A 16001-nucleotide genomic window follows, 5' to 3' on the forward strand; every position below is an offset into this window, starting at 1 on the left:
GAGGTTCACTGCGCATCGCAGCACCACCACCGTTCTCGCATCCGCTGCCCGCTCCACCGCGCCGCACATCGGAAGCCGGGGACCCGGGCCGCTTTGTGCACCGCGTCAGACGTCGCAGCCCTCACCGACGTCGGACAGCCCGAAAGGCTTCCCTCAGTGCCTACGGGGAGGGCCGTCCAAGGAGCTCGTCGGTCTTGTGCCGGAGTGCGTCACCGCCCACCGGGGTGGGTCCGGATCGCTTCCAGCCCGCCGATGACCATGGCCACGGAGAACTCGGTCGCGGTGGCCAGGTCGTAGCGTGAGTGGTCCACTGATGCGGTGTAGGCGGGAAGGGTCTCGCGGATGTGGTCGGACATGGCCGGCGCCGGCAGTCCCTGGGCGAGACCGAACGCCTGGAACTCGACCATGGCGACGACCAGGCGCAGCTGGTCTCGCCGGAAGCCCCCTTCGATCAGTGCGGCGAACATCGGCTCGTAAACCGCGAGGGAACGGTCGCAGGCCATTGGGGTGGTGGACAGGAGCGGCAGAATGCGTCGGTGTCTGGCGTACAGGGCGGTGAGCCGGCGCAGGAGGTTGGCCACGGCCTCGCGCCAGTCGTGTGCGGGGCCGAGGGGTTCCATCTGTTCCAGCATCCGCAGCCGGGCGAGGTCGATGACCTTCGCCCGGCCTGTGACATGGGAGTAGAGGGAGGACGGGGCGACGCCGAGGTGCCGGGCCAGCTGAACCATCTGGACGTCACCGGTGCGGTCGGCGAGTTCGATCGCACCGTCCGCGATGCGTGCAGCGGACAACAGCGGCGTCTTCGGCCTGGCCACGCCCGGTGCCCCCACTTCCTGTCGAATGTCCTTCAGCGCAGCAGGTAGCCGCGCTCCTCCAGCGTACGGCGCAGGTTCTCACGCCCGTCCATGTAATCCAGGCCCGTGCTCACCGCGACGGAGTGGCTCCATGTCTTGTCACGCAGTCCGTACTCGGCGCGGAAGTCCTTGAACGCGGTCTCGTAGTCCTCGATCCATTCCTCGGTCGGCCGTGTCCGGTAGCGCTCGCGGTGCAGCACGACGTCCTGCGCCGGGCGGGGATGCATCGCGCTGGGGCGGTGCGGGTCCGGGGTACCGATGGCCATGCCGAACACGACATAGGCGTACGAGGGAAGTCCGATCAGGTCGGCGAGCTCCTTGGCATGGTTGCGCAGCGAGCCCAGGTACACGCCTCCCAGGCCGATCGCCTCTGCCGCGACGAGACCGTTCTGGGCGGCCAGGGCCGCGTCGATCGACGCCATCAGGAAGGCGTCGACGTAGTCGGTGACGACGGGCTTGCCGCCCTGCTCGACGCTGATCGCGTGGTTGCGCGACATGTCCGCCACCCACAGCAGCACGCTGGGGGCCTGGGCGACGAACTCGAACCCGGTGAACTCCACGCCGTGTGTCAGCCTCGCGAGCTCGGCCTTCGTCTCCGGGTCCGAGACGGCCACGAGACTCCACTGGTGAAGGTTCGACGACGTGGACGCCGACTGGGCGGCTGCCACCACCGTCTCCAGAGCGCCGTCGGGCAGCGGCTCGTCGGTGAACGCGCGCACTGAGCGGTGCGCGAGCAGCGCTTCGATCTGCTCGTTCCAGATGATGTTCTTCGGCGTCGCTTGCTGCCCGTAGCGGGCTTCCAGGAGTGCGTCCCGCTGCGACGAGTCGGTCATGGCTGTCCTTCCGTTATCCGAATCAGATTCGGTTTCGGCAACCACCAGCCGGCCGGGTTCATTCCCCGCTGTCCCGGCCCGTCGGCAAGAAGCTGGACAGGGCCCTGAGCCAAGGGCTGCGTACGGCTTCCGTCGAGGTGGAGGGGAGTCGTCGGACGAGTAGGTGAGCAGCCGGTGTCGGCGGAGTCGTCGGCCCGGGCCCGGACGATCTGGAGCTGCGTGATCCGCAGCTGCCAGAGCATTTCGCGGGTGGTGTCAGGGCTGGTGGTGTCCGAGGGTGTCACCGTGGCCGTCACCGGGAGCCCGAGGCGGCGACCGCGATGTGTCTCTTGCGGCCGTTGATTCCCTTTCCGGCGTCGAAGCCGCAGGCTCTGGAGTCGCAGGGGCATCGTCGTGGCCGGTACGGACCCGTCGGCGGAGCTGGTCGGCCGACAGGTATCTGCGCCGGCGTATTCGATTCCTGGGAGTCGGGCCGAATGCCCGAGTCCCGAGTGACGAGCTGTGCGGCACCGCGATTCATGTTCCCGCCGCCGCGTCGGCAGGATGGGACCATGATGGAGATCCGCACACCCCGTCCTCTGCTGCGCCGATGGCTGGACGACGACGCTGTCCACCTGTCCGAGATCCATGTCGGTCCTGCGGTGATGCAAGGCATCGGCGACGGCAGGCAACGCTCCCCCGGGGCAGACTGCCGGGGACATCGAGGCGTGGGACGAGGAAGGCTTCGCTGATCGGCCGTGACTTCACGGCCGCCGCCCCGGGGCGGAATCTGGTCGGTGTCATCACCGACATCCCCACCAACGAGGGCTGGCTGTATCTGGCGACGTGACTGGACCTGGCGACCCGCGAGATCGTCGGCTACTTGATGGCCAGCCCCACCGTGCATCCCCGTGGTCGACGCACTGACGACGGCACCGGCCGCAGAGGCCTCCAGCCCGGCTGCATGCGCACTCGGACAGTGAAAATGTGAAGTACCGGATATTCCGGTCCTCTTGCCCCGCACAGCGATGGACGCGCCAGGATGCGGGTGCCGGGATGCTCTCGCGACCTCCTGACCCGCACTCCGATCGACCGTGCTGTCCTTCCTCGGACTTGCCGGTGGCCCGGGAGCATCCCGGCCAGGCGCTCGCCTCGCCGAGGGGAGCGCCTTCGCGCTGCTGAAAGCCGAGATCGGCACCTGCCGCCGGCCCGACCGGACCACGGCCCGCGCTGAGATTCTCACCTTCATCGAGACCTTCTACCACCGCAAGCGGCTGCGGAGGCATCCAGTGCGGGGCTACCTCACCCCGCTGGAGACCCGGCAGCGACACGAGCAAGAACACGCCCTCGCAGCGTAGGCATCGAGTGTCCACTATTACGGGGAAACTGCACTCAGCCCTGGACGCCGGTACCCGACAGGATGCCTTCGACCACGTCGCGGAGCTGTGAGCGGGCGGTGATGCCGAGCTTGGGGAACACCCGGTAGAGGTGAGAACCGACCGTGCGCGGTGAGAGGAACAGCTTTTCCCCGATCTCACGATTCGTCAGACCACGGGCCGCCAGCTGGACGATCTGCTGCTGCTGGGGGCTGAGTTCGGCGAAGGCAGTGGGTACGACGTCGCCGGCCTCGATGCCGGCGGCGCGAAGTTCTGCCTGTGCCCGCTCGCCCCACGGCCGCGCGCCCAGCCGCTGGAAGGTTTCGAGGGCGGCGCTCAGCAGTGGACGGGCCTCGGCGATACGGCGCTGCCGCCGAAGCCATTCCCCGTAGTCGAGCTGTGTCTGCGCCCGTTCGAACGGCCACTGCTCACCTGCGGGTTCCTTGAGCGCCGCGCGGAAGAACAGCTCCGCGTGCTCGGGTTCCGCCAGCAGGGCGCGGCCCCGGTCGATCAGTGTCCTCACCCGTGCCGACATGCCTGTACCGAGGCGCCGCGCCGACCGTTCCAGTAGCTCTGCGGCGTGCTCCTGTCGTCCTCGGCGGACGGCCGCCGCCGCCAGTTCGGCCAGGAGGGTGTAGGAGACGTGGTAGTGGACCGGATCGCCGTCATCGGTGAACGCGGAGCGGAACTGCGTGTACGCGGTGTCGTAGTCGCCTTCGGCCACGGCCGCCATCCCCAGGGCCCGACGCGCGAAGACCGCGACGGAGCGACTCTCCAGTGGATCGACGAGAGCCAGGGCTCGTTCGACGAGCCGGCGTGCGGTGGCCGGGTCGCCCAGCAGAGCGACCACCGTGGCATCGAGTGCGTGAGCACACGCCTCGGCATGGTCGAGTCCGGCCGACGATGCCATGGCCGCGATGTCAGTCGCCACCGAGCGGGCCTCGGCCCATCGGCCCTGCTCCAGGCGGGTCCAGCCGGCCGCGCATCCCAGTCCGTCCGGGAGCCATCCACGGGCCTGCCACTGGTCGAACGCCTCGCCGAAGGTCCTGGCGGCGAGGGTGGTCTGGTCGAGCAGCCAGGCGACGATGGCCAGCGCGGTCAGGCGACTGGCGTCGCCCTTGGCCTTGGCGATGAGCCCGGGCAGGGCCGGTGTGAGGAAGGCTCCTGCGCTGCTGGGGTCGGAGACGGCCAGGACCCAGGCGCGCAGCGCCGCTGCGGCGGCATCGTCGGGCATGCGGGAGAGCAGGCTTTGGATCTGTCGCTGTTGGGACTCCTCCCCCGAGTAGTAACAGACCACCGCCGCCGCGGCCAGCGCGTCGAGAACGAGGGGCGACCGGGCGTCCGTCGCCTCGTCGGCAACACGCATGAGCAGAGCGAAGGCTGCCGTGTGATGGGAGTCCAGGGACATGAGCTGTCCGGTGGCCAGCGCGGCTTTGCCCAGCAGTGCCTGGTCGTCGGTGCACTGGCGGACTGCGGCGGCCAGTTGTTCCACCCAGCCGAGTTGACCGGTGAAGACGGCGGTGGTGGCGGCTTCGGTCAGAAGACGCGCCCGGTCCTCGCGGCGCGGGCTGAGTTCCGCGGCGCGCTCCTGGGCCGCGGCCGCGGCCGCGAAGCCACCCCGGCGCCGGGCCCGGTCGGCCGTCTGCTGCAGTGCGGCCGACACGTCCTGGTCGGGGCGTACGGTCGCGGCGGCGAGGTGCCAGGCGCGGCGGTCGGGCTCCTCGCGCAGCAACTCCGCGAGAGCGAGGTGGGCCCGGCGGCGTTCCTCGAACGACGCGGCATGGTAGACGGCGGAGCGGATGAGCGGGTGACGGAAGGAGATCCGGGATCCGTCCTGGCGTACAAGACCGGCCCGGTCCGCGGGTACCCATGCCTCGTCGTCCGCCTCGGGAAGTCCCACGGCCGCCGCCGGAGCGTCCGCCGCGTCGGCGGCCGCGAGCAGCAGCAGGATGCGGCGGGTCGGTTCCGGCAGGTCCGCCGTCTGCCCCGCGAAGATCCGCTCCAGTCGGTCGGTGACCGGCAGCGGGCCCTGCACGCCACTGCCCTCGGGGTGCCGGATCGCGGTGGCGTGGGTCAGTTCCACCAGGGCCAGCGGGTTGCCGGCCGCCTCCTGGAGGATCCGCACCCGGGCTCGGCCGGTGGGCGGCGTGGGTTGCCGGTCCAGCAGTAGGTTGGCCGCCTCAGCGTCCAGCGGGCCGAGTTCGAGGCGCTCGTATCCCTTGTCGAATCCAGGCAGGGCGGCCGCGGTGCGGACTCCGACCAGCAGCGTGACAGGCTCACTGTCCATGCGTCGCGCCACGAACGCGAGAACGTCCAGTGATGCGCGGTCGATCCACTGGGCGTCGTCGACCACCACCAGCAGCGGGGCGGTTTCCGCCAGGTCCGACAACAAGGTCAGGACCGCCAGACCGACGAGCATCGCGTCGGGAGTCTCCGCACACTCTTCGAGCCCCAGGACGGCTCGGAGCGCGGAGCGCTGCCGCGACGGCAGTCCCTGCGCTTCAGCGAGTACCGGGCGCAACAACTGATGAAGACCGGCGAATCCGAGGTGCGCCTCGGATCCGCTCCCCACCACCCGCAGCACTCGGCCACCCGCGCCCCGTGCGCGATCGGCCGCGAGGTCGAGCAGCGTGCTTTTTCCGGCACCGGGGTCACCCGTGACGATCAAAACGTCGCTGTGGGACCGGTCAGTGCCCACACGCCGGATGATCTCTGCGGTCTCGGCTTCTCGGCCCACCACCGCCGGACCGGAATTACGCGTCGAGCGCTGGTCCCCACGAGCCCTACGAGCCCTTCCATCGTTTTGCACGGATGCTCCAAGGAATCGAGATATCCCAGACACTAGCGTGGTGCTACGGCAGCAGCGCCCGGCAGCGGTATCGAACCCAGCTCAGAGCACTCAGAGCGCAGTCGTCGTCCGGGGCACCGATGCAGTCACGTGACGCATACCCCGACTGTTCGTCGAGCCGCAGAATCGTCAAGCGGGCACGGCCGCGTCTTTCCGGGACGGCGGGCAGGAACGGCCGTGCGGGAGGACCGCCGCGGCCGCGGTTCGCGCGGCGGCTATGCCAAGTCACCTTGAGGGAGCTCATGAGAACGGACGAAGTCCGGCATCGCAGGCCCGGGACGGAAGGCCGCCCGCGAAGATCCCGAACGCTCCGCGGCATGATCACGATGTTGGCGTGCGGCGTGCTGATGGCGGCATTCATCAGCCAACCGCGGGAGGCGAGCGCCGCTCCGCAGGACATCACGAACCTGAGCATGGCCACCTGGAACATGCAGGGCGGTACCGCCGGAATGGACGCCAAATGGTCGACGGGCGTCACCGCGCTGACGAACGGCAGATCGTCCGATGCCATGCTCCCGCACAACATCGTGGCACTACAGGAGGCGGGTTCCCGCCCAGCGGGGCAGCACATGGGCGTCGTCGCCCAGTCCGGTGTCTCACAGGTGACCGAGAGCCTCTGGCGGCTCACCTCAAAAAACACATTCCGCTACGTGTACTTCATGGAGACGGACCCGAACGGGCACCGCGTGAACCTTGCGTTCGTGACCGACCGCGTTCCACGGGAGGTGCGGATCGTTCCGTCAGGTCTCCCCGCCGGCCGGGCGACGTTCGGGCTGAGGTTCGGCACGACCTGGGTGTTCACCCTGCACGGGCTGTCCGGCAGCGGCAATGACGTGCCGGGGCTGCTGAGGAACATCGAAGCCGCGGTGGGCGGGGACAGCTGGGTCGCGCTCGGCGACTTCAACCGGGATCCGGTCAACCTGACACAGGCGATGCCGCGCGACAGCACCGGCAACCGCATCGGTGTCGTGGCGGGAACCGGCCTCGCCACGCACGTGAACGGCCGTGAACTGGACTACATGGTCACCTCCGGCGACCTGTCCGGCATCCTCGCTCCGGCGCGCCTGGACAACCCCGGCGGCGCGGACCACACACCCGTGGGCTTCAGGTCGGCGATGGCCGCCGCGGCGACCGAGTACCAGATCACCGCGACCGACGTGCCGACCGGCGTGGGCGCCACGGTGCAGATACCGAGCCCGGCGGCGGACTCGATCCTCGACGACAATCTGCACGGCGCGGAGAACTGGCGCTTCCGGAACTACGACCCGGAGGACAACAGCGCGCAGATCGCCAACGTCGATCCGGACATCGGCTGCATGATCTTCGTGGAGAGCGGTGCCATGCGGACGGCGCCGTGCGTCGCGGCGCGCGATCAGGTGCCACCGGAGCAGAAGATGACCATCGTCGACGCGGATGTTCCCGGCGCCGGGCGGGACGTGGAGATCAGGTCCTCCTTCAAGCCGGACAAGTGCTTGTACTCGGTCCACACCATGAAGCAGCCGGCCGACTACTCGGGCTACAGTGTCTGGCGCACCTGCGGCACCTCCTCGAAGCGGGCGGCGGCCGACGAGGGGGGAGGCAGCCGCTGGGTCCTCGCCCCGGTCCACCGGGTGATGATCGTCGGCGATTCCATCACGCAGGGCCGGGAGGGCGACTTCACCTGGCGCTACCGGCTGTGGCAGTGGCTGCGGAGCCAGAAGGTCGCCGTCGACTTCGTCGGGCCGTACTCCGGCACGTTCACCCCCGACCAGCCGGCCCCGCCCACACCCCCGCGGCTTCCGGAGGAGGCGCCGCCCAGCCAGGGCCTCCGCACGTCGGGCGGCTACGCCCCCGACGTCAGCGAACCCCAGAACCCCGGGTCCGGACCGCCGACCGACATCGCCTTCGACAGCGACCACTACGCGCACTGGGGCCGCCAGGCCGCGCAGGTCAAGCTGGACATCCGGAAGCAGGTCGCGACCTACCGGCCCGACCTGATCCTGCTCGCGATCGGTTTCAACGACATGGGCTGGTTCGTCAGCGACGAACACGGCACGTTGAGCAATGTCGGGCAGATCGTCGCGCAGGCCCGCGACGCCCATCCGGGTGTCGACTTCGCACTGGCGAACGTACCGCAGCGCACGAAGATCGGCGGCCGGGACGACCTCATCGCCAAGACCGACCACTACAACCGTCTCCTTCCGCAGTCCATGGAGACCTGGCATGCGGACAACCCGATCTCCAACATCAATCTCGTCGACTGGGCGGCCCGGTACTCGTGCTCTCCGACGAGCTGCCCCTCCGGATATGACGGCCTGCACCCGAACGAACACGGGGAATACGAACTCGCCGCGGCCTTCGCGCAGGTCCTGCACCAGGATTACGGCTTCGGTGCCAGGGACATGGACGTGCCCGCCACCGTGCCCGCACGACTCACTCCGGCGTTTCCCTCCCACGTTCGAGCGGTGTCCAGCGCGCGCGGCGTCACGGTGACCTGGGACCCGGTGTACGGAGCCGTCGACTACGACGTACGTTCGCGGATCGCCGGTCAGACGGCGTGGAGCCAGGGGAGGGCCTTCAGTAACCGGACCGACACCACCTGGACCGTCGACGGCATCGGCTGGGAATACCAGGTGCGGGCCAACATGGGCTGCCGCTGGAACACGGACCCCCATGATCCACGCGGCTGCACCGAGACCGCCTCGGGATGGTCCGCCACGGTCGGCGCCACCGCCCACCCGCAGACCGCACCGCCCCCGACCAACATCGCCAGCCGGCCCAGCGCCACCGGTGTCGACGTCGCCTGGACCCCGCCGACGGGACCGTACACCGACACCATCGACCGCTACGAGATCGTCCTGTACGACAAGGACACCCCCGGCGCCTTCCTCACCAGCACCGGGGCGCGCGGCACGGTCGCGCACGTCGACGGCCTCAAACCCGGGCACCACTACCTCGTCGCGGTGGCGACCTGGAACGCGGCCGGCGGCGGCCTGCCCAGCCTGGCCCGCCCGGTCACCGTCGGCGCCGGCACCCCGCCCGCGCCGACGGACCTGCGGGTCACCTCCACCGACGCGACGTCCGTCCAGCTGGACTGGAAGGGGTCGAAAGCGGCCGCCGGCTACCGCGTGTGGGTCCGCAATATCAACGGCGACGACCACGACGGCGGCACCTCCAAGGCAGACGAGGACATCATCGAGGGCACGAGCAAGGGGATCGGGTTCCTGTTCCCCGGCGTGTGGAACTACGAGTTCTGCGTGACCGCTGTCAACGGCGTCTACGAGTCCGGCAAGTCGAACTGCGTGGTGGCGCCCCGACCGGCCGGCAGCCGCGCGTCGGGCGCCGTGCAGGCCGCCCCGCCGAGCGCGAGCGACCGGGCCCGGCAGGACATGCGGACGTTGCTGAACCTCCCGAAGCAGGTCAGCACATCCGGCGCGGCACCTGGTAGATGAACCGGCCGCGGCAGGCCCGGACCGCTCGCGACCGGGCGACGGGCCTGCCGTGGAACCCGGTGAAGACCGCGGAATTCCGGGCCGTGCTTTGGCGGCCGGCCGCCCTTCGGGTCGGAGACACGAGGCGGCTTCGGCAGTCTCATGACGCGGTCGGAGCGGACCCGGCCGACCGGCATTGTCACGTTGTTGGACGTGTGGTGGTTTTATGGTGTGACGCGGCATGTGGGCCCGCGACCTGGGACTGTGGTCAGGTTGTGGTGGGCTGGTCGACAGTGCCGGTGATCTGGTCCCAGATCGCGAAGCGGATGGCCATCTCGGCTCGGTAGTCGTGTGCGGTCGTCAGGTGGTGGCGGGGGCGGAAGTGGGGCGAGATGCCGCTGAACGCGGACAGGAATCGTTGGGCTCCGCCCACGGAGCGGAAGCCTTTCATCGCGCGCTCGCGCTGCCTCGTTGGCTGGTGGCTGTTCTCCGCCCGGTTGTTGAGGTACTTCGACTGCCGGTGCTCGACGCAGGGCATGACCTCGCGGTGGGCCGCGCCGTAGGAGCGGAGCCTGTCGGTGACGATCACCCGCGGCACCGTGTGAGTCCTCTTCATCAGGCGGCGGAAGAAGCGCCTGGCCGCGGCCTTGTCCCGGCGGTCCTGCACCAGGATGTCCAGCACATTGCCGTCCTGGTCGACAGCCCGACACAGGTACTTCCGTTCCCCGCTGGTCTTGAGGAAGACCTCGTCCAGGTGCCATGTGCCACCAGGCCGGGGCTGCCGGCGACGCAGCGCGCTCGCGTACTGCTGACCGAACTTGGCGCACCAGCGGCGCACCGTCTCGTAGGAGACGGCGATCCCGCGCTCGAGCATGAGCTCCTCGACCTCGCGGAACGACAGCGGGAAGCGGTGGTACAGCCACACGCAGTGGGAGATGACCTCGACCGGATACCGGTGGCCCTTGTACGACGGCGACACGGCCCCCATGGACGACCCTTCCCAGGCTGATCAACCAGGAGATCAGCCTCACCGATCAGCCAACGTGACAACGCCTGCGTGCTGCAGAACCTCCGAGAGCAGTCACCTGACGCATACCGGAGGGGATCCCCGCGTACCGAGACTGGCGAAGCGGGCGGTGGCCGGCCAGAACCTCGAGACACCCTGGCGGTCGTGCACCCGCGAAAGGACCTACGGAGCACCATGGTGGCAAGGACAACGGCAGCGCTGTGGGACCGCTTCGCCGCCTTTGACCCCGGGCTCACGCGTCTGACCTCCGCGATGCGCGCCGTGCTCGGCACAGCCGCGGCACTTGCCGTGCTGACAGCGCTGCGAGCGCCCGAAACGGTGCTGGTGGTCGGCGGTTTCACCGCGATGACGACGTCACTGGCGATCAGCGACCTGCATCCGCGCAACCAGCTCATCACCCTCGGGCTGGGCGCTCCGCTCTCTCTCGCGTCCCTGGCCGCCGGAGCTGTGCTGACGCCGTACCCGACGGCAGCCAAGCTGATCTTTCTGGTGGTGATCTACCTCGCCGTTCAGGCCCGCCGGTTCGGCTCACGAGGGCTGGGCCTGGGGATCTTCGGGTTCATGTTCTTCCTGCTGTCCCAATTCGTCCAGGCCCGAGCAGACCAGCTTCCGCAACTCGGGGCATCGGTACTCGTGGCTTTCGCGGCCGTTACGACCGTGTGGTACTGCGTCGGCCCCGTCACGGCGGCCGGAGCTCTGAGACGGCTGCGGCACGCATTCGGCGTGCGTCTGTACGACGTCCTCCGGGACACGGCCTCGGTGGTCGCCACCGGGCAGGACGACGGCACCCGCAGCCGTCTGTTGCAGGAGCGCCTCGACAGACTGCACGCAGCCGCGCTGCTGATCGAGGACTTTTTCGACGAGTGCGCGGTCGACGAGGGCACCGAGGCCCCGCTGCGGCACATTGGTCGTGTGGAGGTGGCCGCGCAGCGCCTGGCCGTACTCACCGTCCGCGCGGTCCGCACACCGGCGGCCCGCGACGATCTGGCGGAACGAAGGGCGCGGCAGCGGCTCGCGCAGCGGATCCGGGCTCTCGGGCACCGGGTCACCGCGGGAACGGCCCGCACATCCGAACAGTACGAGGAGAGGGACGAAGGCGGCCCGGCGAACCGGCCGGCCGGCTCCGCACATGTGCAGGACTGCTTCCTAGCGGTCGACGAACTCACCACAGCCCTACGGGTTCTCGGCCCACGCGGCCGCCCAGCAGGGTTCGGGACACCTCCTTACAAAGCCGCCCCATCAGCCTTGGGCGCGGTACCGCGCAGGGACACAGACACCGACAGCCTGAAGCGACAAGTCACCCGCCAGGCGGTCCAGGTGACAACAGCCTCGGCCCTCGCAGTCGCGGGCGGTCATCTCCTGTCTCCGCACCTGTGGTACTGGGCAGTAGTGACCGCATGGGTCGTCTTCATCAGGACCGAGAGCACCGGCGAGGTGCTGCTGCAAAGTGCCCGGCGGCTGGCGGGCACTGTCGTCGGCGTGATTTTCGGCTACGGCCTCGCCGCCCTGGTCGGTGGAGACGGCCCAGTCCTCCTGATCCTGCTCCTGCTGTGCATGTTCGGGATCTTCTACACCCCATCACGGGCCTATTGGGCCGTGACGTTCTTCATCACCGGCACACTCAGCATGCTGCTCGCGCTGATGGACACCTTCTCGACGCACGTGCTGCTTCTGCGTGTCCAGGAGACCGCACTGGGAGTAACCTGCGGAATCCTCGCCGCCACCCTCGTCCTTCCCACCACGGTCCGCCGGGCCAGTGACGATGAGCTGGTCGGTTTCCTGCGCGTCCTCGACCGCCTCCTTCGGGCCATCGCGTCAGGAAGCACGGACGCGGAAACCCCGGCGAACTGGGTCCGCGCGGCACACGACCTCGACCAGGCACTGGAGTCCTTCCGCAAGGCCTGCCTGCCTCTCACCCATCCGCTCAATCCGCAGCGCGGCCGACGGCACCACACCCGCCACCTGCTGGAACTCCTCGAGGCCGGCGCGTACCACGCACGGAGCCTGGCCGACACGGCCGAGCGTCTCCCAGCGGGCCATGCTTCGGAATGCGCCTCCCGCCTCACTGTCGCGGCCGACCGTGCGCACGAGACCGTGGCCCACCTGATCCGCGTCACCGGCCATCGACCGGGATTCTCCTCGCACACGGCACGCCCCAGAGTCGTCAGGGCACTGTCCCTGCTCTCGGAGGAGCCGCGCGTCAGCCGCAGCCGGCCGTCGCCGGAGTGTCGCCTGCAGCAGCACATCAGTCGCCTCGACGCGACCTTGACCGCGCTGGTGCGAGCTGCGGACCCGCTCGTCCCGGACCCCGGCCGCACCACCATGGTCCCGCCCGAGAGCGTTGACATCCCGTCGCCGCACGGGCCGGCCCCGGTTGTCGCGGTGCGCTGCGTCGATCTCGAGGACCCATGCAACGCCCAAGCCGTCTGACACCCGCCAGAACGCATCACGGGGTGACCGTACCCCCTTGCATTTTGCTGATTTGCAGGCATCAAAGCCGTCGGTGTGAAAGGCAGGGACAGCCACCGCACACGACACGGCCGACAAGCGGGCATACGGATCAGGCTGCCGTCTCGTGAAGGCGGCGAGGTAGCCACGCGCTCATTCGCAAGGCATCCGGGAACGGAACTGGAAACGGGGAGCCGCCTCGCCTTTCACCTGGCCTAGAAGAGGAAAAGTCCCTGTTCAGAGCCGTACACACCGGTGCAGTCACGTGACGGATACCGCGCCCGCCGAAGCCGCTCGTACGGTTGGGTAAACCCTACGGACTCCAAGGAAATCACATGGAACAGATCACGCTCGGCAACGTCTCCATCACCCGCGTCTGGGAATATTACGGGTCCGTCGAAATGGAGCCCCACGCCTTCTTCCCGGAAAGCTCGCAGGAAGTCTGGAAGGACGGCGTCCACTGGCTGGCCCCGCATTTCCTGGACTCCGAGACCAACATCGTGAATTCCGCGATCCAGACCTGGCTGCTGCGCAGCGGAGGCAAGACCATCCTCGTCGACACCGGTGTGGGCAACCACAAGGAGCGCCCGTACGCGCCGGTCTGGAGCCACCTGGAGACGGACTTCCTGGCCAACCTCGCCCGGGCAGGTGTCCAGCCCGAGGACGTGGACATCGTGATCAACACGCATCTGCACATCGATCACGTCGGCTGGAACACGTACCTGGACGGGCGGAGTTGGGTTCCCACCTTTCCCAACGCCACCTATCTGATGCCGAAGGACGACTTCGACTTCTGGAACCCGGCAAACGGCCACCAGCCGCTGCTCGGCCGCGGCAACCAGAACGTCTTCGAGGACAGCGTGGCCCCGGTGCACCAGGCCGGCCAGACGCTGCTGTGGGAGAACAGCCATCAAATCGACGCCGACCTGCGCCTGGACGCGGCTCCCGGACACACCCCCGGCTCCTCCGTGCTGACCCTCAGCTCCGGGACGGACCGCGCGGTGTTCGTCGGTGACCTGCTGCACAACCCGGTGCAGATCGTCGAGCCGGACGCCAACAGCTGCTTCTGCGAGGACCCCGCGGGCGCCCGCGCCACCCGCCGCAAGGTGCTGGGCTGGGCGGCCGACAACAACGCGCTCCTGATCCCCGCGCACCTGGGTGGTCACGGTGCCGCCGAAATCGCGCGTAACGGCAACACGTTCGACATCAAGGGCTGGGCGCCCTTCGCCCCGTACTCCGAGCAGGGCTGACGCCCCGGAAAGGCATAGCTGTGAGCCACGAACCCGAGCCCGTCGTCACCACCGCACAGGGAGCCGTCCGCGGTCTCCGTCAGGACGACGGCACCGCCACCTTCCTGAACATCCCCTACGCCGCTCCTCCGATGGGCGCCGGCCGGTTCGCCCCGCCGCAGCCGCACGAGCCCTGGGACGGCGTACGGGACGCCACCGTGCCCGGCCCCAACGCCCCGCAGTCCGAGCGGAAGCTCGGCAGCATCGACATGGCCCCCTACTTCGGCGCCGGCTGGAGCCGTGGCGAGGACTACCTCACCGTCAACGTCTTCCAGCCCACCACCGCGGACAGCGGCCTGCCCGTGATGGTGTTCGTCCACGGCGGCGGGTTCGTCGCCGGATCGACGCGGTCCGCGCTGTACGACGGTTCCGCCTTCGCCCGCGACGGCGTCGTCCTGGTCACACTCAACTACCGGCTGGGCATCGCCGGGTTCCTCGACATCCCCGGGGCGCCCGCCAACCGCGGCCTGCTCGATGTCGTCGCGGCGCTGCGCTGGGTGCGGGAGAACATCGCCGCCTTCGGCGGTGACCCGGACAACGTCACCCTCTTCGGCCAGTCGGCCGGGGCGACCGTCGTCGGCGGCATCCTCGCCACCCCTGAGGCCGCGGGCCTGTTCCGCCGGGCGATCGTGCAGAGCGGCAGCGGTCTGGGGGCGTTCACCTCCGAGCAGGCCGCCCGTGTCACCAAGGCCGCGGCCGAGGAACTGGGCATCGAGCCGCACGCCGACGCCTTCGCGGACATCTCCGACGAGCGCCTGGTGGAGGCCGCCTCCCGGCTCGCGGGCATCGACCTGCAGACCGAGACACACCACGATCCGCTGATCGGCCTCAGCCCCTTCAGCCTGGTGCTCGACACACAGCCTGCCGTCTCCGTCGGCGCCGGCCTGAGCGCTGATGTCGACCTGCTCATCGGGACCAACACCGAGGAGGGAAACCTCTACCTGGTCCCGGTGGACAAGTACGCCACCTCGACCGCCGACGATGTCGACGATACGGCGGCGCGCTCGCACCCGAAGCCCGCGCAGCTCGTGGAGACGTACCGCACCACCCGCCCCGAGGCGTCCTTCGGTGAGCTGCGGTCGGCCATCATGGGCGACGCGCTGTTCGGAGCGGGCAGCTGGGCCCTGGTCGGCGCACATGCCGCCCACCCCCAGTCCGCCACGTTCAGCTACGAGTTCGCCTGGCGCTCCCAGGCCCTGAGCGGAGACCTCGGCGCCACCCACACGATGGAACTCCCCTTCGTCTTCGACATCGCCGAACTCCCGCAGCTGGCGGGTGAGGGCGCCCTGCTCGGCCCCGACAAGCCCCCCGGGGACCTCGCCACCCGCACGCACGAGGCCTGGATCCGCTTCGCCAGGACCGGCAACCCCGGCTGGGACCAGTACGACACCACACGCCGGACCACGATGCACATCGACGCCGAGTGGACCCAGGTCGACGACCCCCGCAGCCAGGAACGACAGGCCTGGGCCTGACCCCGTCGCACAGATCGCTCTGTGCGCCCTTCCGTCAAGGACACACCATGAAAACCGTCATCACCACCGAGAACGCACCCACTCCGGCAGCCCCGCTGTCCCAGGGAATCCGCAAGGGTCCGATCCTTCAGGTCTCCGGGCAACTCCCGTTCGACCCGGCCACCGGCGCGGTCGTCGGCACCACGGTCGCCGAGCAGACCACGCAGACCCTGCGCAACGTCACCGCCGTACTCAAGGCGGCCGGCGCCGGACTGAAGGACGTCGTGATGCTCCGCGCTTACCTCACCGACCCCGCCCACCTGCCCGAGCTGAACGAGGCGTACGCGGCGGCCGTCGGCGAACCGTTCCCCGCCCGCACCACCGTCTACATGCAGCTCCCTCCGGGACTGCTCGTGGAGATCGACGCCCTGGCAGTCCTGGACGACTGACTCGGCTACAGGGCAAGGCCGGTCTGGCGCGGCC

The 16001-nt window shown here is 69.2% G+C and carries 9 protein-coding genes; 5 read left to right on the top strand and 4 right to left on the bottom strand.

Annotated features, from left to right (window positions below; genetic code table 11):
* Positions 1-209: 209 nt before the first annotated feature.
* The 3 genes from ACFXAE_RS23070 to ACFXAE_RS23080 all read right to left on the bottom strand — a co-directional run bounded on the left by ACFXAE_RS23070 (position 210) and on the right by ACFXAE_RS23080 (position 5851).
* A complete protein-coding gene (locus tag ACFXAE_RS23070; protein WP_384717931.1) occupies positions 210-791 on the bottom strand; it encodes a TetR/AcrR family transcriptional regulator in 582 nt (193 codons plus the stop codon).
* A gap of 56 nt (positions 792-847) precedes the next feature.
* Positions 848-1687, bottom strand: coding sequence for an NADPH-dependent oxidoreductase (locus tag ACFXAE_RS23075; RefSeq protein WP_384717933.1), 840 nt, complete (start codon positions 1685-1687; stop codon positions 848-850).
* 1371 nt (positions 1688-3058) lie between these two features.
* On the bottom strand, positions 3059-5851 hold the full coding sequence (locus ACFXAE_RS23080; RefSeq protein WP_384717935.1) for an AAA family ATPase: 2793 nt from the start codon (positions 5849-5851) through the stop codon (positions 3059-3061).
* A gap of 356 nt (positions 5852-6207) precedes the next feature.
* Between ACFXAE_RS23080 and ACFXAE_RS23085 the strand changes: the two genes are divergently transcribed.
* Complete coding sequence (locus tag ACFXAE_RS23085) at positions 6208-9321, top strand: fibronectin type III domain-containing protein (RefSeq protein WP_384717937.1); 3114 nt, start codon at positions 6208-6210, stop codon at positions 9319-9321.
* Between the two features lie 247 nt (positions 9322-9568).
* On the opposite strand, the gene ACFXAE_RS23090 is transcribed toward ACFXAE_RS23085, so the two are convergent.
* Positions 9569-10288 carry an IS6 family transposase gene (locus ACFXAE_RS23090; protein WP_384717939.1) on the bottom strand — a complete coding sequence of 240 codons (720 nt, stop codon included), beginning with the start codon at positions 10286-10288 and terminating at the stop codon, positions 9569-9571.
* A 213-nt stretch (positions 10289-10501) separates the two neighbouring features.
* Here ACFXAE_RS23090 and ACFXAE_RS23095 point away from each other — a divergent pair, with 213 nt between their 5' ends.
* From ACFXAE_RS23095 to ACFXAE_RS23110, 4 genes are all read left to right on the top strand, one after another.
* Positions 10502-12757, top strand: coding sequence for an FUSC family protein (locus ACFXAE_RS23095; protein WP_384717941.1), 2256 nt, complete (start codon positions 10502-10504; stop codon positions 12755-12757).
* A gap of 353 nt (positions 12758-13110) precedes the next feature.
* The gene (locus ACFXAE_RS23100) at positions 13111-14025 is read left to right on the top strand and encodes an MBL fold metallo-hydrolase (RefSeq protein ID WP_217132873.1); all 915 of its coding nucleotides are present in this window, start codon (positions 13111-13113) and stop codon (positions 14023-14025) included.
* Positions 14026-14045: 20 nt separating this feature from the next.
* A complete protein-coding gene (locus ACFXAE_RS23105) occupies positions 14046-15539 on the top strand; it encodes a carboxylesterase/lipase family protein (protein ID WP_384717943.1) in 1494 nt (497 codons plus the stop codon).
* Between the two features lie 47 nt (positions 15540-15586).
* On the top strand, positions 15587-15967 hold the full coding sequence (locus tag ACFXAE_RS23110) for a RidA family protein (protein WP_384717945.1): 381 nt from the start codon (positions 15587-15589) through the stop codon (positions 15965-15967).
* The last annotated feature ends 34 nt before the right edge of the window (positions 15968-16001 follow it).

It is taken from the genome of Streptomyces sp. NPDC059454 (genome assembly GCF_042749965.1).
In the GTDB taxonomy this organism is placed as follows: domain Bacteria; phylum Actinomycetota; class Actinomycetes; order Streptomycetales; family Streptomycetaceae; genus Streptomyces.

Coding starts and splice junctions, on each gene's coding strand:
- ACFXAE_RS23075 (WP_384717933.1), bottom strand. CDS start 1,687: ATGACCGACTCGTCGCAGCGGGACGCACTCCTGGAAGCCCGCTACGGG.
- ACFXAE_RS23085 (WP_384717937.1), top strand. CDS start 6,208: ATGATCACGATGTTGGCGTGCGGCGTGCTGATGGCGGCATTCATCAGC.
- ACFXAE_RS23090 (WP_384717939.1), bottom strand. CDS start 10,288: ATGGGGGCCGTGTCGCCGTCGTACAAGGGCCACCGGTATCCGGTCGAG.
- ACFXAE_RS23095 (WP_384717941.1), top strand. CDS start 10,502: ATGGTGGCAAGGACAACGGCAGCGCTGTGGGACCGCTTCGCCGCCTTT.
- ACFXAE_RS23100 (WP_217132873.1), top strand. CDS start 13,111: ATGGAACAGATCACGCTCGGCAACGTCTCCATCACCCGCGTCTGGGAA.
- ACFXAE_RS23110 (WP_384717945.1), top strand. CDS start 15,587: ATGAAAACCGTCATCACCACCGAGAACGCACCCACTCCGGCAGCCCCG.